The 17,900-nt window shown below is 54.3% G+C and carries 18 protein-coding genes and 1 pseudogene; 18 read left to right on the forward strand and 1 reads right to left on the reverse strand.

The features are described from left to right. From BN1129_RS20850 to BN1129_RS20920, 18 genes are all read left to right on the forward strand, one after another. On the forward strand, positions 1 to 260 hold a 260-nt coding region (locus BN1129_RS20850; RefSeq protein ID WP_042039178.1), incomplete at its 5' end, for a transposase. A 723-nt stretch (positions 261 to 983) separates the two neighbouring features. Then, complete coding sequence (locus BN1129_RS20855; RefSeq protein ID WP_042039180.1) at positions 984 to 1,355, forward strand: VOC family protein; 372 nt, start codon at positions 984 to 986, stop codon at positions 1,353 to 1,355. A 180-nt stretch (positions 1,356 to 1,535) separates the two neighbouring features. Continuing rightward, entirely contained in the window at positions 1,536 to 2,594 is a 1,059-nt protein-coding gene (locus BN1129_RS22910; protein WP_209418540.1) for a 3-deoxy-7-phosphoheptulonate synthase, read from the forward strand. A gap of 49 nt (positions 2,595 to 2,643) precedes the next feature. After that, a complete protein-coding gene (locus BN1129_RS20860) occupies positions 2,644 to 3,318 on the forward strand; it encodes a class I SAM-dependent methyltransferase (protein ID WP_042039181.1) in 675 nt (224 codons plus the stop codon). A 9-nt stretch (positions 3,319 to 3,327) separates the two neighbouring features. Next, positions 3,328 to 4,764 carry an MFS transporter gene (locus BN1129_RS20865; RefSeq protein WP_042039182.1) on the forward strand — a complete coding sequence of 479 codons (1,437 nt, stop codon included), beginning with the start codon at positions 3,328 to 3,330 and terminating at the stop codon, positions 4,762 to 4,764. Between the two features lies 1 nt (position 4,765). Then, the gene (locus BN1129_RS20870; RefSeq protein ID WP_042039183.1) at positions 4,766 to 5,575 is read left to right on the forward strand and encodes an SDR family NAD(P)-dependent oxidoreductase; all 810 of its coding nucleotides are present in this window, start codon (positions 4,766 to 4,768) and stop codon (positions 5,573 to 5,575) included. Further along, positions 5,565 to 6,719: an acyl-CoA dehydrogenase family protein gene (locus BN1129_RS20875; RefSeq protein ID WP_042039185.1), complete on the forward strand. Its 1,155-nt coding sequence runs from the start codon at positions 5,565 to 5,567 to the stop codon at positions 6,717 to 6,719. Before BN1129_RS20870 ends, BN1129_RS20875 begins: the two co-directional genes overlap by 11 nt. A gap of 19 nt (positions 6,720 to 6,738) precedes the next feature. After that, on the forward strand, positions 6,739 to 8,232 hold the full coding sequence (locus tag BN1129_RS20880; protein ID WP_084204720.1) for an AMP-binding protein: 1,494 nt from the start codon (positions 6,739 to 6,741) through the stop codon (positions 8,230 to 8,232). Beyond that, positions 8,219 to 8,452: a phosphopantetheine-binding protein gene (locus tag BN1129_RS20885; RefSeq protein WP_042039187.1), complete on the forward strand. Its 234-nt coding sequence runs from the start codon at positions 8,219 to 8,221 to the stop codon at positions 8,450 to 8,452. Before BN1129_RS20880 ends, BN1129_RS20885 begins: the two co-directional genes overlap by 14 nt. Before the next feature lie 35 nt (positions 8,453 to 8,487). Continuing rightward, complete coding sequence (locus tag BN1129_RS20890) at positions 8,488 to 9,525, forward strand: 3-oxoacyl-[acyl-carrier-protein] synthase III C-terminal domain-containing protein (protein WP_042039189.1); 1,038 nt, start codon at positions 8,488 to 8,490, stop codon at positions 9,523 to 9,525. 67 nt (positions 9,526 to 9,592) lie between these two features. Continuing rightward, positions 9,593 to 10,051, forward strand: a complete 459-nt coding sequence (locus BN1129_RS20895) for a PhzA/PhzB family protein (RefSeq protein ID WP_209418541.1) — start codon at positions 9,593 to 9,595, stop codon at positions 10,049 to 10,051. A gap of 14 nt (positions 10,052 to 10,065) precedes the next feature. Next, positions 10,066 to 10,686 carry an isochorismatase family protein gene (locus BN1129_RS20900; RefSeq protein WP_042039190.1) on the forward strand — a complete coding sequence of 207 codons (621 nt, stop codon included), beginning with the start codon at positions 10,066 to 10,068 and terminating at the stop codon, positions 10,684 to 10,686. A 254-nt stretch (positions 10,687 to 10,940) separates the two neighbouring features. After that, the gene (locus tag BN1129_RS20905; RefSeq protein ID WP_167335297.1) at positions 10,941 to 12,578 is read left to right on the forward strand and encodes an anthranilate synthase family protein; all 1,638 of its coding nucleotides are present in this window, start codon (positions 10,941 to 10,943) and stop codon (positions 12,576 to 12,578) included. Then, the gene (locus BN1129_RS23645) at positions 12,563 to 12,931 is read left to right on the forward strand and encodes a hypothetical protein (RefSeq protein ID WP_157013507.1); all 369 of its coding nucleotides are present in this window, start codon (positions 12,563 to 12,565) and stop codon (positions 12,929 to 12,931) included. The genes BN1129_RS20905 and BN1129_RS23645 overlap by 16 nt, the downstream gene beginning before the upstream one ends. Before the next feature lie 9 nt (positions 12,932 to 12,940). Further along, positions 12,941 to 13,789 (forward strand): PhzF family phenazine biosynthesis protein, encoded by an 849-nt coding sequence (locus BN1129_RS20910; protein WP_042039192.1) that lies wholly within the window; start codon positions 12,941 to 12,943, stop codon positions 13,787 to 13,789. A gap of 9 nt (positions 13,790 to 13,798) precedes the next feature. Next, positions 13,799 to 14,434, forward strand: coding sequence for a pyridoxal 5'-phosphate synthase (locus BN1129_RS24625; protein WP_084204721.1), 636 nt, complete (start codon positions 13,799 to 13,801; stop codon positions 14,432 to 14,434). A 29-nt stretch (positions 14,435 to 14,463) separates the two neighbouring features. Then, positions 14,464 to 15,522: an acyl-CoA synthetase family protein gene (locus BN1129_RS20915; protein ID WP_042039193.1), complete on the forward strand. Its 1,059-nt coding sequence runs from the start codon at positions 14,464 to 14,466 to the stop codon at positions 15,520 to 15,522. Between the two features lie 206 nt (positions 15,523 to 15,728). Then, positions 15,729 to 16,889, forward strand: a complete 1,161-nt coding sequence (locus BN1129_RS20920; RefSeq protein WP_167335298.1) for an aldehyde dehydrogenase family protein — start codon at positions 15,729 to 15,731, stop codon at positions 16,887 to 16,889. 320 nt (positions 16,890 to 17,209) lie between these two features. Here BN1129_RS20920 and BN1129_RS24315 read toward each other — a convergent pair. Next, positions 17,210 to 17,900: pseudogene (locus BN1129_RS24315) on the reverse strand (integrase core domain-containing protein); the annotation flags it as partial.

Raw genomic sequence — 17,900 nt, forward strand, 5'->3', positions numbered from 1 at the left:
ATCTGATCACGCTGTTCGATTATCCCCCCGCCATCCGGAAGGTGATTTACACCACCAATGCGATCGAGTCACTGAACAGCGTGCTGCGTAAAGCGACCAAGCAAAGGAAGCTGTTCCCGACCGACGACTCGGCGCTAAAAGTGGCGTTTCTCGCGATACAGCAGGCCTCCAAGAAATGGACCATGCCGATCCAGAATTGGAAGCTTGCCCTAAATCGCTTTATTATCGAGTTCGGTGATCGCCTGAACGGTCACCTGTAATGGAGTGGGCAGTTACACAGAATTATTTACAGGCTCCTTCTATCTTGAATATTTCTGGATAACGCTGACGGGTCATAACACCTCCAATAGTTGCCTCATTTTAAGGCTGTGAGGTGTCTAGAAAACTGGGGGCGATTCAACCTACCAACTCTTGTAGTACCCGTTTCCTTCCGTTTGAGTTCAAATATGGTAGAAGAGTAAGGGGGCAGACATACACATGATCACAGAAACAACAACATCGCTAGGCCACGCTTTAAATTCCCAGATGTTTGAGTACTGCTATATTTTTGGCTGACCAGCCATTGACCTGCGGGCCCGATGTATGGGATTTTTCCCGATTCGCCATGATGGATTTTGATAAACCTTCATGCTCGCGCAGCTAAATCGATAGCCTCACTGTGATGCCATTGCTCCGAGCGACCTTGAACTGCGCAGCCGATTTAGGTGCGGGAGGTCTTGTTACCGTGTCGCTACTGGGCGTGGAACACCTGCTGTGCCGCGATGGAGCCTTCGCAAAGCGGCTCGGCTAACATGTAATAGTCAATGGCTATGCTTTAATAGCCTGTTAGATAGAATGTAGTGCACAATCAAGTATTAATGATGTACTGCCTAACGCGATGGCTCGATTTTTATTAAACTATTTAGCACTCATGGCTAACTTTGTTTTTTACAGTCAACAACACAGTATGAATGTAACTTTTCATCCCCTAAGAGAATCTAATCATGGATAAGAAACTAATTGCCAATTTACAGCTGATTTACGTGAGCGATATGGAGCGTTCCAAAGCTTTCTACAATTACTTGCTGAATACCACGCCAGTGTTTGAAACCCCTCGCTATATTGCTTATGGCGTAGATGGTCAAGCTTTGTTCGCACTTTGGACAGGTGGTGCTACACCACAAACTGATACGCCACGCTATCACGAGATTGGGATCATGCTGCCTAGCAGCAAAGATGTGGATGAGTTATTTGAGATATGGAGCAATAAACCACAAGTTAAAATCCTGCAAGAGCCGCAAACAGAAATATTCGGCCGGACCTTTTTAGTAACTGACCCGGATGGTCATGTAATACGTATCTGTCCGTTGGATTAAAACATTTGTAAGCGGGGTAGTTCGAATAATTACTGCGCATCCATCTTGCACCAGTGAGTTTTTAACTACCCTCGTCTCGCTTTCGAAGCGAGCGGTAGAACTCTGCTTTTTTTTTGAAAAAATATTTCACATGCCGATATGCTTCCCATAAAAAATTCTCTACCAGAATCCAAACGCTTTGTGGAAGACTTCTACTCTTCTACGCTTTCTTTCAAGGCCGTTCCAACACCAAGCGATATATGCACTATCCTTCCGCGCTTGAACCAGACCGCTCATCGGATTGATGGAAACCGCAATCATATTGCACGAGTCATGAGTGGAGAGGATCCACGCTGGCTAGTTGTGGTTGGTCCCTGTTCGATTCATGACCCTCAAGCCGGGCTAGATTATGCACGACGCTTGGCCTGTTTGGCGGATGAACTATCCGACACCTTTTTAATCGCCATGCGCGTCTATTTTGAAAAACCACGTACACGTGGCGGCTGGAAAGGTTTTATCAACGACCCGCATCTGGATAACAGTTGTCGTATTGAGGAGGGCCTTTTCAAGGCTCGCCATTTTCTACTGGAAGCCAGCGCCTACGGCCTTCCCCTTGCTGGCGAAGCGCTGGACCCGCTATCTCCTTTGTACTTAGCTGACTTATATAGCTGGATGGCTATCGGTGCGCGTACCAGCGAATCACAAATTCATAGGGAGTTGGCCTCTGGATTGAATATGGTAGTCGGTTTTAAAAACGCCACTGATGGGTCATTAAACGCGGCTTTCAATGCCATGGCTTTTTCCAAACAGCCGCACTCATATCTTGGTATAAGTCCACAGGGACAAATATCTGTTGTTTCCACTCCGGGAAACCCTTGTTGCCACATAGTATTACGAGGTGGAACACTGCCTAACTATAGTGCAGATAAAATACACGAAATCGAGCGTCTACATGAAGAGCATGGACTTCGTCCCTGCCTGATGGTGGATTGTTCTCATGGCAATTCCAATAAAAACCACCTACATCAAGAAAAGGTATTAACCGATGTGGTGGAACAGATTCATGCCGGCAATCGAAGTATACGCGCAGTAATGCTGGAGAGCTTTGTCGAAGCCGGTAATCAACCATTCACTCAGAACGGCGCAACACTGAAATATGGCTGCTCGATTACTGATCCCTGCTTAGATTGGGCGAGCACAGAGTTCTTATTGAAACAGGCCCGTTTGCGCCTGCGCCCCTTACTTGTCAAGCGCATCTGAGCTGATCTCCCTCCAATCCAATTATTCATTTCATAGCGAGAGCGCAATCATGAGCGAATACGATCAAGCCAATTTTAAAGGTGTTTATCAAGGTCAATCCTTGGTGATCAGCTCCAATATCACTGAGGTACCTTGGGAAATAGGCTCGGCTCAGCCCGAAGTGTGCCGCATTCTGGACGCGTTGCCACCTGGCCGCTTGTTGGATGTAGGTTGTGGTCTAGGACGCAACGCGCGCGCAGCTTTTGAGCGTGGACACAAAGTCGTAGCGATCGATATTGCCGAAGACGCGATCGCCGCCAGCCGCCGCCACCATGCCGGGCTCGATATCCATTTTGAAGTGCGCGACGCCTGTCAAACCGAACTGGAGCCTGGTTTCGACATCCTATTGGATTCGGCAACCTACCATGCCATTCCTAGCACCAGCCGCTTAGCCTATTTGAAGGAAATGCGCCGTCTGGCCCATGCGCAAACCCGTTTTCATTTAATGACGTTCGCCACTTCGGTTTATGGCATGCCGCGTCCCTTATCCAGCCACCTGTCAGAAATTGTCACGCTGGCCGAAGAGGCCGGCTGGAGCATCCATACGGTCGAGCGGGTGGATTATCGCGGCAATGCAGTGGCCATACAGGATTTTGCTCAGAAAAAAGGCCTGAATATCCAGTTGGACGATCAAGGTCGCACCTTATTACCGTCTTGGCACGTTGAACTTCACCCCGCCCATTGAGGATGTCGTATGTCTAAGAATCACTGGGCTTTTCTTGGGCTATGCCTGGGCTTCTTCCTAGTTATGATGGATGCCACCACCGTTCCACTGGCCTACACCACTCTGATGGATGTATTCAACCTCAGTCCGGCCGAGGTAGCCTGGGTCAACAACAGCTATTTGGTGATGTATGCAGCCAGTCTATTACTGGGCGGACGCTTGGGAGACTTCGCCAACCGTAAGAACGTGGTGCTTTGCGCCTATCTCATACTGGGGCTGGGGGCTTGGCTGAGCGGCTCGGGGCAGAGCTTGCCCGCCGTACTGATCGGGCGCGTGCTGATGGGTATTGGCGCCGGTCTGCTGACTCCGCAAAGCATGGCATACATCTCTCAGCTATTTGGCTCGGAAGGCCGTGGGACTGCATTGGGCGTGTGGGGCGCAGTTGCGGGTATCGCCACTGCCACCGGTCCGGTACTGACCCAAGTCTTTCTGGCCATGGGCGATTGGCGCTGGATCATGTGGATCAATATCCCAGTAGCCCTCGTCTGTCTACTGCTGGCATTAGTCAGCTTGCCTAGTGCACCAGGCCGAGGTTTGCGTGGGCAGGACATCGCAATGAGCCTGCTTTATGGCTGCAGCTTAGCCGCAGCCATCATCGGTCTAGAATGGGTTGTAGCCGATGCCGCGCAACGAAACCTAGGCACAGGGTTATTGATCGGAGGCTTGATACTGGGAGCTTCGCTGCTGCGCTACGAGCTCAAGGGCAGGCACAGCCTCCTCTTGGCTCCTGCTCTGTGGAGCGATCACTGCTTTCTACGTACCTGCCTCGTATCTGGGGTGCTGGGAGCCGGCCTCACTGCCTTTTACCTGCCACTAGCCTTCCTGCTGGGCGTGCGCATGCAGCTAGGCCCCAGTGCCATCAGTGCCATTATGGTCACCATCGCGCTGGCCAATGCGCTTGTCGGTCCGCTTTCCGCCAGCGTCGCCACACGCCTGAGTCTGCCTAAAGCCGTGCAGCTGGGTTTGGGTCTGTTCGCCCTAGCAAGTCTGCTGATCGGCGCCTCTGCCATTGTCCTCACACAAACCGCGCTGCGAGTTCCTGTTCTAATGCTGCTGATGGCCTTGGCCGGCTGTGGCACCGGCTTGGCCTTCGCCCCGCTGGCCAATATGGCCTTGAGCCGCGCCGAGGCAGCCACGATCGGTCGAGCCGCAGCCTTTTACAACTCGGTGCGCCAGCTCGCCAGCGCGCTGGGCGGTGTGCTAGTTGCACTGCTGTTCGATGGCGCGATTCGCCTGCAATTGGGTCTTGAAGCTCGCCTGAGCGCCGAAACCTTGCGCGAACAAGCGCCAACCATCGGCTTAGCCTGCGCGCTGTGTTTTATCGCCATATCTATGCTGCTGAGCTTGGGAGTACTGCTGATGCGCAGCCCGGCTCGTGCGGCGCAACTACAAAATGAAGGAGTCTGAAATGGAACAGAACGCAAACAGAACCTGGGTAGTGAGCGGTTGCTCCAGCGGCCTGGGACGATGCTGGACGCGCTCCATCATCGAGGACCGCCAAGAGCGCGTGATTGGCATCACCCGCTCGCACGAGGCTGCGGAGACAATGCGCGCCAGCCTGGGCGAGCGCTTCATACCTTGCGTGGCCGATGTGCGTGATGCAGATGAACTGGCCGCTCGCTTGGCTGAAGCCCAGCGTCTGGCGGGACGACCCAGCCGAGTGGTAACCGCTGCAGCCTATGCGCAGTTCGGCACACTGGAAGACCTATCCAACGAGCAAATCCGCGCGCAGTTCGTCACCAATGTGGAAGGCACCCTTAATGTGATTCGCCCCCTGTTATCCGAGTTGCGCAAGGCGGATGACGCTCGCATTTTGCTGGTATCTAGCATGAGCGGAGTGTCGTGCTGGCCCTTGCTCGGCGCCTATCAGATCAGCAAGCACGGCATCGAGGCAGTATGTAGTACCTTACGTGAAGAACTGGCCGACAGTGGCATTCAAGTGGGATGCCTGCATCCCGGCCCTCATAAAACCGGCTGGGCCGACACCTATGCACAAAGACAGCCGGTGAGTGCCTCCTACTCTGCCGAAGACCTCCTGCGCCGCGCCTCTTGCGGCTATCCAGTACTGCCGCCCGAGGCCAGCTTGCCGTACTTCTGGCGTATGTTCGACGCGTCGGTCATGCCCCGCCGCTTGGCCACCAACGCGGAATTTGCCGAAAGGGCGCGCCGCGAGGCCGCGCAGAGCATGGCAGATTGGGAAGCCGACAATGGAGCTTAAATACGAGCTGGAAATCTCTCGACTGGCCAAACTTGGGGATGTCGAGCAGCAAGAACATTTGTCCGGCGAGTTACTAAGGACGCTACAGCGCAGCTCCTTGTTGAACATTATGGACGAGCGGCAGGCCGGCGGTGGCGGCTCTTTGCGTCAGGTGCTGGACGTATGTCGCAGCCTGGGACGGATCGATGCCTCGTTGGCCTGGGTGGTTGGCGTGTCCAACTCCGCTTGGTGCATGCAGCAAGCGTTTGCCGAGGAGGACACCGGCGCGCACGACGATCATAAACTGCTAGCCATGGTGCTCGGTCGGCCGGGCACACTGCACCGGGATGGCGACGGTTACCGGCTGTACGGGGAATGGCATTATGCCTCGGCTTGGCCCTACGCTCGCACCTTTTTCGGTCTGGCCGCCGTCGAAGACAGTCAAGGCCAGGATGTGCACGTTGTAGCCGTGCCGGCACAAATGTTGGAAATTAGCCGGCCCTGGCAATCGGCTGGCTTGCGCGCCACTCAGAGCGTCAGCATCCGCGCCTTCGGCATACCATTGGCGGCCCATCAGCTACGTCCCTATGCACCAATTTTGTCGGGGGAAGTGCGCACGGAGCACATGCTAGATATCGCCCCCGGCCAAACCACCTATCTGGGGTTGTTCTCAGGCGTGCTGATGAACTGCCTGAGCGGCGCCATGCTGGGGGCGGCCGAAGCCGCCTTGCAGCATGTGCTCACCACCGCCTCCAGCCGCCCCATTCTTGGCAGCACGTATACGGCGATGACTGACTCCGCCGCCTTCCGCGCCGAAATCGGCCGCCTGCAAAGTCTGTTTGATAGCCTGGTTTGCCTGGCCGAGCGCAACGCCAACGTAATTGACAGCTTCGCAACCACTACCGATGAAAATTTGAGCGTTAAAGCTCGAGTGGATGTGCGTGCGCGAACGACACGCGTGATGCGCGGTTGTGTGGATCTGGTGCAAGACCTACTGTGGCTCTATGGCTCCGGCGGACTGGAACAAGGCCATCCGCTTGAACGCATTTGGCGCGATATCAACGTGGGAGCACGACATGGCGGTTTTTCACGCCTAGTGCCGGAAGAAGCCGCCGGCCTGGTGGCCTTGGGTCGAGATCCACGCAGCCTGACCCTGATGTTCTAACCCAGAGGCAAATAAAAAGATGCAAAATATAGATACACTAATACGCACTCTGAGTCAGGCGCTGGATGTACCTGTGCCACAGCTTGCAGCCATAGCTTGGCGGGATGAAACGGGCGAATGGTCTTACCAAGACTATTTCGCCGGCGTTCAAAGCTTGGCCGAACGACTGCGAACCCTGGGCTTGGCGCGGGGCGACCGTCTGGCCTTGGACTTGCCTCGCGGCCGCTTGCTACACCAGCTGATCCTGGCCTGCGTATTGAACTCCATCTCCTTCATGGCCCTGCCGCGCAGCGGTGACGTTCAGCGTAAGCGCGCGCGCGCCGAGCAGGGCCGATGTGCAGTCTTGATCTCCGAACAACCCTTTTCCGCTGAAGACAGCGAACTGGACGGCCAAGCCTTCTCGCACCAGCTGTGCACGCCAGGCGCGTACCGCGAGCCCCGGACGCAGGTCGATCCGGAGGTGTACTGCGTCAACACCTCAGGCAGCACTGGCGAAGCCAAGATCGTCCCCATTCGGCAAAGCGCTCTGCGTGCCTTCCTGCGAGGATTTCTCCAGTCCATAGCCATCGGGCCAGACAAGCGCTGGCTCTGGATGCACGATCTGACTTTTGATCTGTCCATAGGAGAAATTTTTGGCTGTCTGGCCCATGGAGGCTGTCTATCGCCTTTGAGTGAACCAGATAAGCGCGACCTCGAATGCAGTTGGGCACAACTTGTCACCCACCAGATCCAGGTTGTCGTTCTCACGCCTTCCGAGTATCGCTTTCTCAGCATCAAGCCGAGCAGTGAGATTCCTTGGGAAACACTAGCTCTAAGCGAAATCATCTTCTGTGGCGAAAAACTCAGTGGGGGCTTGCTCGCACCGCACTGGCTCGCACTCCAGCGCAGTGGTGTGCGCGTGTTCAATACCTACGGCCCTTCTGAAGCAACTGTGTTCTGCACCAGCCACCTTTTGAGCGATACGGATATACAAGAAACTTCCGTACCGCTGGGTACAGCCCTGCCCGGTATGTGCCTGCAGCTGACTAGCTTGGATGAAGACTCGGACGGCGAAGTTGAACAAGGAGAGCTGCTGCTGGAAGGACCTCAAGTCTTTCAAGGTTACGACGGCCAAGCGCCGTTGCAAGACGCATATCGCACAGGTGATGTCTGTCAGCGCGACGCTGCAGGTCAGTTGCGTTTCATGGGCAGGTTGGATGGCTTCCTGAAAGTGCATGGCCATCGTGTGCAGCCCTACGAGGTGGAAAGTTTCCTAGCATCTCAAGCCGGGGTGGAGGAGGCGGTAGTATGGGTGGAACAGACTAAACATCAGGCCGAATACTTGCTTGCCTATCTACGCATCAGCGAGGGCGCCGAGCTGACTAGCCGCATCTTGCGGCAACGCTGTGTCGACCTACCCACTTATTTACGCCCCAGCCGCTATGTCTTGTTGCCCCCTCAGGACTGGCCTGTGAACGAGCGCGGTAAAACTGATCGCCGTGCTTTGAAGGAGCATTCCCATGCACACAATTGAACAGGCACGCCAATCGCTCTTGGCTGAAGTCGGCCGCATCCTAAGTGAGGCGGATGTCCGACTGGACGACCGATTTATCGAGTTAGGTGGAACTTCCTTTTTGGCCCTGCAGCTAACGTTCGAATTCTCTGAACGTACTGGCTGGAGTATCGACCTAGCCCAACTGCTGGCCCTGAGCCTAGGCGAAGTCGAACTGCGTCTCGAGCGGCCTACGGCGTAATCGGCGGACACTGCAATCGGAATAAGGAATCACACGTGAAAATTATCGGTATAGGCCAAGCCCAACCGTCCATCCACTCCCTAAAAGATGTGCAACATCCCAAGCCCTTACAGTTGGAGGCCATACGCTTGGCTGGCTTCGTCCAATACGGCGTTAGCACCGTCAGCGCGCGAAAAATGGCCTCACAGGCAGTACAAGCCGCGCTCATTGATGCTGGCTGCCGCGCGGAACAAATCGACTTCATCGTAGCTGGTCAGTCCGGTATTGCCGACTACCCGAGCATAGACCTAGCCTGCCAAGTGGGCGCCGAGCTAGGTGGTCTAGTATGCCGCACAGTAAATCTGCTGGAAGGGTGCGGTAGTGCGATCTCAGCATTTATGCAAGCCGCTCTGCTTGCTCCTACTCTGTCCGCTGGCCAAATCGGCGTCATCGTGCTGGCCCAACGCATGAGCGAGCCGCACCAAGATCGCTTTGGCTTGATGAATGCCATCCTGTCCGATGGCGCCGCAGCGCTAGTGGTCTGTGCGGAAGATGGCCGCTACCCAGCCAAACTTGTCTATCGAGGCGCCAAAGATATTTCGGACACCCGCTATGTGGACATGATGCGCACCGAGCGCGGCGGCAGTCTACATCCATGGTTGCCGGAAGATAGGGACAGTCGAATGGACCCCCTTGGTCGAGAGTTGATCATGCAAACCTACCAGTTTGGCCCGGGCGACTTGCTGGCATTCTTGGCTCTGCGCATGGATCGCAGCGTGGAAATCATCCAGGCCTGTTTACAGCAGGTGGGCTGGACACTGGATCCAGACATGGTGCTGCTACATACGCTGGAAGGTCATCAAAGCATGGATGGGCTGCTAAATAAGTTGGGATTATTTAGAAGCAATCGAGGTTTGGTGGCGGACTGGGGCCATGTTGGCTGTGCAGACCAATTAATTAGCCTAAACGTTCTATATAAAGAGGGAAAAATTCAACAAAGAGACAAGATATTATTGAGCGCCATTTCAACCGGTATGAAATGGGGATGTGCTGCGCTCGAATGCGTAGCGAATTATGACGATTTGAAAATTTAAAACACGCTGCAATCAATAAAAAACAAAATACATAACTAAATGCATCACTTCAAATAGGAGTTAGTACATGCAGGAAAGCATTATGCGCGAAAAAAATCGAGCAATAGTTTGGCAATATATGCACACCTTAGGTGAGGATCGCTTAAATCGCCATCAATTGTTTGCGGAAGATGGCGTTGGCGGATTGTGGACCAGCGATACCGGAGTGGCAGTAGCAACCCATGGCAGGGAACGATTAGGTGAGCACGCAGTGTGGTCATTGAAATGTTTTCCAGATTGGCAGTGGTTCAATATAAAAATATTCGATACGCAAGACCCAAATATCTTCTGGGTTGAGTGTGATGGAAAAGGCACGATCCGTTTTGATGGCTACCCAGAAGGCTTCTACGAGAATCATTTCATTCACTACTTCGAATTTGAAGACAGTTTGATCAAGTTACAGCGCGAATTTATGAACCCATGCATGCAATTTAAGGCTTTGGGCATTGAGCTGCCAAAAATTGTACGTAGCGGAATTCCCACTTGAACCCGGAGTTAACAATGAGCATTCCCTGCATCCAAGAATATGCATTGAACGATCCCGCCTTCCAAGTGAACAACCGCGTAACCTGGCAGCCCGACAACCAGCGAGCCCTGCTACTGATTCACGATATGCAACAGTACTTTCTGGACTTGTTACCCCCGCAGCTACGCACCCAAGTGGTGCATAACTGCCAGCGCCTACTGAAATACGCGCGCGCCCACAGTATACCCGTAGTTTACACTGCCCAATGTGGTGATATGAGCAAACGCGAACGTGGCCTACTAGCTGATATCTGGGGCCCAGGCATGCGCCGTATTGCATCCCACATCTCCATCACTCCGGCCCTCAGCCCGACTGCAAAAGAATATGTGCTGGACAAATGGCGTTATAGCGCCTTCTTCTCCACACCGTTGGACGATATCTTCCGACACAGCGGCCGAGATCAAATAGTAGTATGCGGAATATACGCACATATAGGCGTGATGAGCACTGCGGTGGATGCCTTCTCGCGTGATATAGAAGTATTCCTGGTGAAAGACGCCATCGCCGATTTCAGCCAAGCGGCGCATGCGCAAGCTTTAGCACTCGCGGCCGAGAGCTGTGCCAAGGTATTGGCTGTGGACGAGGTGTGCGTATGAGAAGTGCGCAATGGCTCAACCAACAGATCCGTGGCTGGTTGGACGACCCCCAGAAAGCGTTCGCCCTGCTTTACCGACCAGGCAGGCACGACAGTCCTAGGATGGAATGTCTGCAAGGGACGCTTCTGCCTTTGCAACAACTGGCGGAACTAGACACTCTCTGCGCTCCGCCCCATGGCCGGGTAAACTTGCTAATAGCGCCTTATCAGCAGATTGCCGAACGCGGCTTCCAAGTGCGGCCGGATAGCTCGTGCATGCAACTACTGCAGGCCGAACAAGTGGAGCAAATCGCGCTGGACGATGCGCTGGCGGTGCTTCCCGACAGTGAGATCGATGTACAGTCGCTACGTTTCGAGCCGGACGACACTGCTTACCGCGCTTTGGTCGAAAAAATCGTACAGCGGGAAATCGGTCAGGGAGCTGGTTCCAACTTCGTGATAAAGAGAACTTTGTGCGCCCAAGTGCCGCACTACCATGGGGGCGTGGCACTCACTCTGTTCAAAAACCTGTTGCAGCAAGAGCATGGCGCTTACTGGATCTTCTGCATACGTCTGGCGGATGTCACTTTAGTCGGAGCATCACCCGAACTGCACCTCAGCTACGAACAAGGCCAAGTGGCAATGACACCCATCAGCGGAACCTACCGCTTTGGCCCGAACGGTCCGGATCAGGAAACATTGCTGCGCTTCTTGGCTGACGACAAGGAAGAAGGCGAACTCTCAATGGTGCTGGACGAAGAGTTGAAAATGATGGCCGAACTCTGCCCCTCAAACCTGCGGGTACAAGGACCGTTTCTGCAGCCTATGTCACACCTGGCACATGTCGGTTACCGTATCGAAGGGCCATCACGGCAACCCTTATCCGTCCTGTTAAAGCAGTCCATGTTTGCACCCACTGTAGTCGGCAGCCCGCTGGAGAACGCAACCCGGGTCATCGCACGCTACGAGCTGCAAGGTCGTTCTTATTACAGCGGCTTCGCCGCCTTGATCGAGACTCTTGACAGCGGTTTCAGACTAGACTCCAGTATCCTAATCCGGACCTCAGAATGGACGCCCGACGGCCAGATGCGCTTGGGCTTGGGTGCCACCTTGGTGCGTGACTCCGATCCCGACATTGAGACGCTTGAAACTCAGTCTAAAGCGGCCGCATTGTTAAACGCCCTACGGCCAGACCCAGACTCAGTTCTGCGCAATACCGATAGCCCTATGTTCAAGAGCGAGCAAGTAGACACTGCCTTATGGCAACGTCGACAACGTATCGCACCCTTCTGGCGCGACAATGCGGCGGCACCCACTTCCCGTAGCGGCCCCACAGTACTCATACTTGACAACGAAGACCGATTCACCTCCATGATGGCTTACCAGTTAAGGTCGCAGGGCCTGGAGGTACAAGTACGTTCCGCGCTGGATCGGGAGGCCAGTGTGGAACAAGCGGATGTTTTGTTGGTCGGCCCAGGGCCAGGAGATCCTAGGCAGATGGACGACCCGCGTGTGATTTTGGGTTGTCGGACCATAGAGGCGGCGCTAGCTCGTGGCCAGCCTTTGATGGCGATCTGTTTTGGCCACCAATTGCTATGCAAAGTTCTGGGCCTACCCTTGATGCGGCTGACCCCACCCAATCAGGGGCGACAACAAACCATATCTATATTTGGACAAATACATACCGTTGGTTTTTATAACACTTTCGCCGCATGGGCTGAAACTGACAACATATCAACACCTTACGGCGAAGTAGAAGTATATAGAAACAGTAAAACAGGTGAGGTTTTTGGATTGAAAGGCCCGGGATTTTGCTCAATGCAATTCCATCCTGAATCGGTCTTTTCCATCAGCGGTGCCGCGCTTTTATATCAGGCTGTGCGGGATGTGAGAGAAATATGCGTATTGAATTAGCGTGGTGGTCTTTGGCCGAGAGCGACCCGCAACCCCCCCAATTACGAGCGCGGCTTGATGAGTCTGTGCATCGGGAATGGCATGGTGTAAAAAACTTGGCCATGAAATTGTGGCTCGAGTCCATCCAGCCTCCGCGCTGGGGTGCCTTGACCATATGGGAGGGAGAGAAACCAGCGGTCGCCACATTGCCTGTGAATCTTTCTGCCAAATGGATTGGCCGTCCAGCTGATCAATATTTCAGTTTTGAGGCGACCGTATGCATGCGAGGGCAGCTGACAGAAGCTTGGCTTGGTAGCTTGATGGAACAAATTGAGATGTCTCTAGGAAATAATATCCCTGCTGCGACATCATAAGGATGAGTTATGCGTGAATATATCGTAGTGAATGCTTTTGGCGAACAACCATTTACAGGAAATCCCGTTGCCGTTTTTATGGATTGCGATGACCTAGATAATGAACACATGCAAAAAATGGCAGCGGAAATGAATTTATCCGAGTCGACTTTTGTACGTCGCGCCAAATATGGCGGAGATTTTAACGTAGCGATTTTTACACCAGTAAATCAACTCAGCTTCGCGGGCCATCCTTTATTGGGTACAGCATTGGCATTGGCAATGAAATATGGCAAGAACAGCTTGACGTTGGAAACAGGAAAAGGGCTGTTCCACTTCGAGGTACGGCCCGCGCCATCAGTCAATGGTAGCTATAACGCGCATATCCAGATGCAGCTACCCACACCAGAAGTGTCAGCCTACGCCCAGTACAACGACTTGCTGGCAACTTTGGGCATAGAAGACAGTACACTACCGGTGGAAATGTACGACGTGGGACCGCGTCACGTATTTGTCGGACTGCCCCATATCGCAGCCCTGTCTGCGCTGCGACCTGACCATAATCGGCTGGCCGATCACCCCAACATGGCTGCGCTTTGTTTTTGCCCAGACGGCACAGGCGGTTGGCGCATACGCATGTTCTCCCATGCCTACGGTGTGGTCGAGGACGCAGCTACCGGTTCCGCTGCCGGACCGTTTGCCTTACACCTGATCCGCCACGGCTTGGCAGATTGGGGGCAAACAGTGGATATCCTACAAGGCGTGGAAATGGGTAGGCCTTCTCGCCTGCAAGCCGTGGCTCATTGTGCCGCGCAAGGTCCGGCAATCGAGGCGAGCGGTTATGCCTTCCATACGGCCAGCGGCCAGTATCAATTCTAGGGGCGGAAAATGAGTAGCAAATTTGAAAGTCTGTCAGGGCGTACCGACCTAGATTTTCCCGCGTACGAGTCCACCGTCGGCATAAAACCGCTAGGCCTAGCCCAATCTTGGCTAAACGAGGCGCAGGCCTATGGAGTACGCGAGCCTCGAGCCATGGTGCTAGCCACAGTCAATGCCGCTGGCCAGCTGTCCTCTCGAGTTATGGCTATTTTGGAGTGCAATGATGAAGGGATTGTGTTCGCCACTCACGATGACAGTCGCAAGATCCGCGACGTTGCGGAAGCAGGTGGCGCCTGCGGACATTTTTACTGGCGCGAACTAGGCCGCCAACTCTCAGTGAGCGGAACTGTACGTGCTCTGCCGCGAGAGCTAGCCGAAGCCGCATGGCAACTAAGACCGATACCCTTGCACTCTATGTCCACAGTATCACGACAAAGTGCACCGCTACTCGACCCTGAGGCACTGCGCGCAGCCGATCAGGCCGCAGCCAAGAAGGGCGCCCTACCTTGCCCAGCTAGCTTTGCCGTCTACATGCTAGAGCCACAGGCTCTGGAGTTCTGGGCCGCCTCACCTCATAGGCTGCATCGTCGCCTGCGTTTCGAACGTCAAGGCACCGCCTGGTCATATCAGCGCTTACAACCTTGAGCAAGCAACAAGCGTAGGAACCCAATATTATGGAAACTCAAGATTTTTCCCGTCATCTGTCCGCCATGATGGCTTGGCATTTCTCTCCCAACACTGGATCACCTTTTTGGCTACAACGTCGCTCTACCCTGCCTTTTGATCCCCTGACTGATATTCGCCAACTATCTGATTTAGCTATGTTTCCTGACATTAGCCTAGAATTGCGCCACACTCCGGTGGAGGCGCTGATGCCGCGCGGACTGGTGAGTGAGCCGCTGGCCGGTGTATTTGAAAGCGGCGGCACCACCGGTGCAGCCAAACGCGTGCTGGCCTACGAATCTTGGCTGGACGAACTAGTTAGCTGGCGGCTGCAGAACTTCGTCAAACAAGACAGCAAGCACCCACTCAATACGCTAGCCATCGTACCGACAGGGCCACATATAGTGGGCGCAATCAATCAGCGTCGTGCGCGCCGGATGGGTGGCTTGTGCTTTAGCGTTGACATGGATCCACGCTGGGTAAAAAAGGCGCTGCAGAATGGTGACCACGACGGCATGCGCCGTTACGCCGATCATCTGCTGGAACAGTGCCTACCGATACTACAAAGTCAGTCTATTGCTTATCTGGTAGCAACCCCCCCCTTATTGGAAGCCATCGCCGCACGTCCCGAGTTGGTGGAGAATCTGAACAGCAGCCTGCTGCAAATTACTTGGGGGGGTACCCATATGAGTAATGATACCTACGCATATCTCAAGGACGAGGTATTCCCTGCAGTCCCCATAAGTGCCAGTTATGGCAGTACCATGATCCTGTCCGATACCCGCGCTCGCGCAGGCGAGCTACATCAAGGCGGTGTGATTTTCGACAGCTTCGCCCCCTATGCCTTGCTGCAAGTGGTGGAAGGAGAAAACCGCCAACCGGTAGCGTATGGTCAACGCGGCCAAGTTCTGATGCACCATGTCAGCCGCTACGCCTTTTTTCCCAATGTGCTGGAGCGCGATACTGCCGTGCGCCTACCCGCCGAACCCGGAAGTGCCGGTGACGCAGTCAGTGAGGTGCGCCCACTGGCCCAAGTGGCAAACCAAACGGTTATCGAGGGAGTCTACTAATGCCAGCTCGAAGAGATACTATGCAGGAAGTCTGCTTGGAAGTGGATGCACGCTGTCTAGGTCGCAGTTACCGCTCGCAACGAGTCCTAGATGTTTGCAGGCTGGACGGGCAGCCGTTGGGGCACTACACCCTAGCGCCCAAGGTGTATTTGCAAGACCAGATAAGGCGCATACGCAGCACCCCTCAGTTAAGCTTGGCGCAGCGGTTGGAACGGTTGAAACAAGGGGCGCAGCTGTTCGTAGGGGCTGAGTTGGCGGGTATGTCCTTCGACACCTACTGCACGCGGGTCCGCGAAGTTAGTGGTCTGCCCACCGAAGTGGTGAAAGGCTCGGCCCAGCGTATAGTACGGGGGCTGGAGCGGCTCGAGCAAGCACTCAAGGCCGCCACCCCGACTGGTGCGGTGTGGTCTAGTGAGGATCCCACTGCTGAGCAAGGTTGCAGCTTGTTCAGCCGCAAAGGAGAGGTGTTGGCCGTCATTGCCGCTGGTAATGGTCCTGGCGTTCATGCTCTGTGGCCACAAGCGCTGGCCATGGGCTACCGCGTCCTAGTGCGCCCTTCCACTCGCGAGCCTTTAACCGCACAACGGCTGGTGCTGGCACTGGAATTGGCAGGATTGGGCAATTACGCTGCCCTTTTACCTACCGACCATAGCGGTGCCGAAACCCTGATCGAGTTGTGCGACCTGTCTATCGTTTACGGTGGTGAAGAACTGGCGCGACGTTACTCTGCACACCCTCGCGTTCTGGTACAAGGTCCGGGGCGGGCCAAGATGCTAATCGGCGCAGATGCCGATCCAGCCAAGGCAGCACGCCTCGCCGCCCAGTCGATCCTAGACCTCGGAGGAGCAGCCTGCGTATGCACCAGCGCAGTGCTGGTGGAAGGAGATGCGAAGCGCTTCAGTCAAGATTTGCAGCGTGAGCTAGATAAGCTGGCGCCATCTACACCACGCCTACTACCCACGACCATGGCCGAGGCGCTGCAAGCGAGTCTTGGCGCCGACTTGACACCAGGCACCTTACAAACCGACAGGCATGGCATGCGAGTACACCCACTACTGACACTAGTGGCCCGGGCGGATGACCCTAAGGTGCAGAGAGAATTGCCTTTCGCCTGCGTTACTGTAGCCCCATTCGACCCCGAGCGTGATGCAGGTGTATTGTCTCATTCCTTGGTATTGACTGTGGTCAGCCGTCAGCCACATCTTATTGATCTGGTTTTGCGGGATAGTAGCATCGCCAATGTGTATGTGGGACACATCCCTAGCACTTGGATGGATGAAACCGTACCGCATGATGGTTATCTGACCGACTTCTTAATGTGCAACCGAGGCTATCGCGTAGAGGCAGGATGGTTAGACGGATCCTAAACCAACCTAACACTCAGTTCCTTCGCTTGAGCATGGCACAATTGCTGGAGCACTTGCTGTGCTTGCCCAAGTTCGACTGTATCAGTGCCACTGAACAGCACTGCAGTGAGTCTCTTGCCATGAGCGGCCACACTGAATGGTCGGCAGCATCTCTGCCCACCTTGCGCCTAGAATGGGACATGATGTGGCGCGCAATGCCACCACCGTATGGTTGGTGGCGCGACGGAGAAATGCGAGGCAATCTTCTGCTTATTACAGGGACTGGAATAGTTCACCCGCTGTCTATCCAGCGATTGGCCCTAAGTGCTCTGGTAGATGCTCTAGGTGTATGGTCCCGGAATGAGGTGGTGCGGCTGAAGCTTGAAACGATCCGGTGTTTTAATCCAAGCATTGCAGATAGTTTTAAACGGGGTTCTCCATCTCAGGGCTTTTAGATGCTTCGCGAAGTTGTAAGCAGTGATAAAGGCCCGCACATGGGCCTTCAATGCATGGAAGTCTGGATAGTGAAAAGACTTTATTGTGGCATCTTTCACCGTTCGGTTCATTCGTTCGACCTGTCCATGGATGATATGGCTTGGTCAGTTTGTGCTTTATGCCATGTTGACGGCAGACCCGATCAAAGACGTGCCCAACGAGACGATTGGTTGGGCCATTCCTGTATCTTGCCTGCTCTGTGAAGGCGATACCGTTGTCTGTGAGGACGGTATGAATGGTGTATGGGTAGACCGCCACAACTTCCTCAAGAAATGCAGCTCCACTCCATTTTGCTTGGTCGGCGCATCAAAGAACTCCACGTGGGTAAATTTGGTGACACGATCAATGGCCAAAAACATGTGTTGCTTGCCTTCCTCCAGACGTAACTTGCAACTGTCGATATTCAAGTAACCCATTTCTGTCGGTTCAAACTGTCCACGTTGGTTTTTGTTCTGTTGCTGATTGGGTCGCTTACTAATGCCATGTCGTATAAGACAGCGATGAAGGGCACTGCGAGTGGATTTGACCCCATAGATC

Source organism: Aeromonas popoffii, assembly GCF_000820025.1.
In the GTDB taxonomy this organism is placed as follows: domain Bacteria; phylum Pseudomonadota; class Gammaproteobacteria; order Enterobacterales; family Aeromonadaceae; genus Aeromonas; species Aeromonas popoffii.

Bases quoted from the DNA above. Each gene is read 5' to 3' on its own strand.
- BN1129_RS20860 (WP_042039181.1), top strand. From the start codon at position 2,644: ATGAGCGAATACGATCAAGCCAATTTTAAAGGTGTTTATCAAGGTCAA.
- BN1129_RS24625 (WP_084204721.1), top strand. From the start codon at position 13,799: ATGAGTAGCAAATTTGAAAGTCTGTCAGGGCGTACCGACCTAGATTTT.
- BN1129_RS20910 (WP_042039192.1), top strand. From the start codon at position 12,941: ATGCGTGAATATATCGTAGTGAATGCTTTTGGCGAACAACCATTTACA.
- BN1129_RS20885 (WP_042039187.1), top strand. From the start codon at position 8,219: ATGCACACAATTGAACAGGCACGCCAATCGCTCTTGGCTGAAGTCGGC.
- BN1129_RS20905 (WP_167335297.1), top strand. From the start codon at position 10,941: ATGCAACTACTGCAGGCCGAACAAGTGGAGCAAATCGCGCTGGACGAT.
- BN1129_RS20880 (WP_084204720.1), top strand. From the start codon at position 6,739: ATGCAAAATATAGATACACTAATACGCACTCTGAGTCAGGCGCTGGAT.
- BN1129_RS20870 (WP_042039183.1), top strand. From the start codon at position 4,766: ATGGAACAGAACGCAAACAGAACCTGGGTAGTGAGCGGTTGCTCCAGC.
- BN1129_RS20895 (WP_209418541.1), top strand. From the start codon at position 9,593: ATGCAGGAAAGCATTATGCGCGAAAAAAATCGAGCAATAGTTTGGCAA.
- BN1129_RS20875 (WP_042039185.1), top strand. From the start codon at position 5,565: ATGGAGCTTAAATACGAGCTGGAAATCTCTCGACTGGCCAAACTTGGG.
- BN1129_RS23645 (WP_157013507.1), top strand. From the start codon at position 12,563: ATGCGTATTGAATTAGCGTGGTGGTCTTTGGCCGAGAGCGACCCGCAA.
- BN1129_RS20855 (WP_042039180.1), top strand. From the start codon at position 984: ATGGATAAGAAACTAATTGCCAATTTACAGCTGATTTACGTGAGCGAT.
- BN1129_RS20865 (WP_042039182.1), top strand. From the start codon at position 3,328: ATGTCTAAGAATCACTGGGCTTTTCTTGGGCTATGCCTGGGCTTCTTC.
- BN1129_RS20915 (WP_042039193.1), top strand. From the start codon at position 14,464: ATGGAAACTCAAGATTTTTCCCGTCATCTGTCCGCCATGATGGCTTGG.
- BN1129_RS20900 (WP_042039190.1), top strand. From the start codon at position 10,066: ATGAGCATTCCCTGCATCCAAGAATATGCATTGAACGATCCCGCCTTC.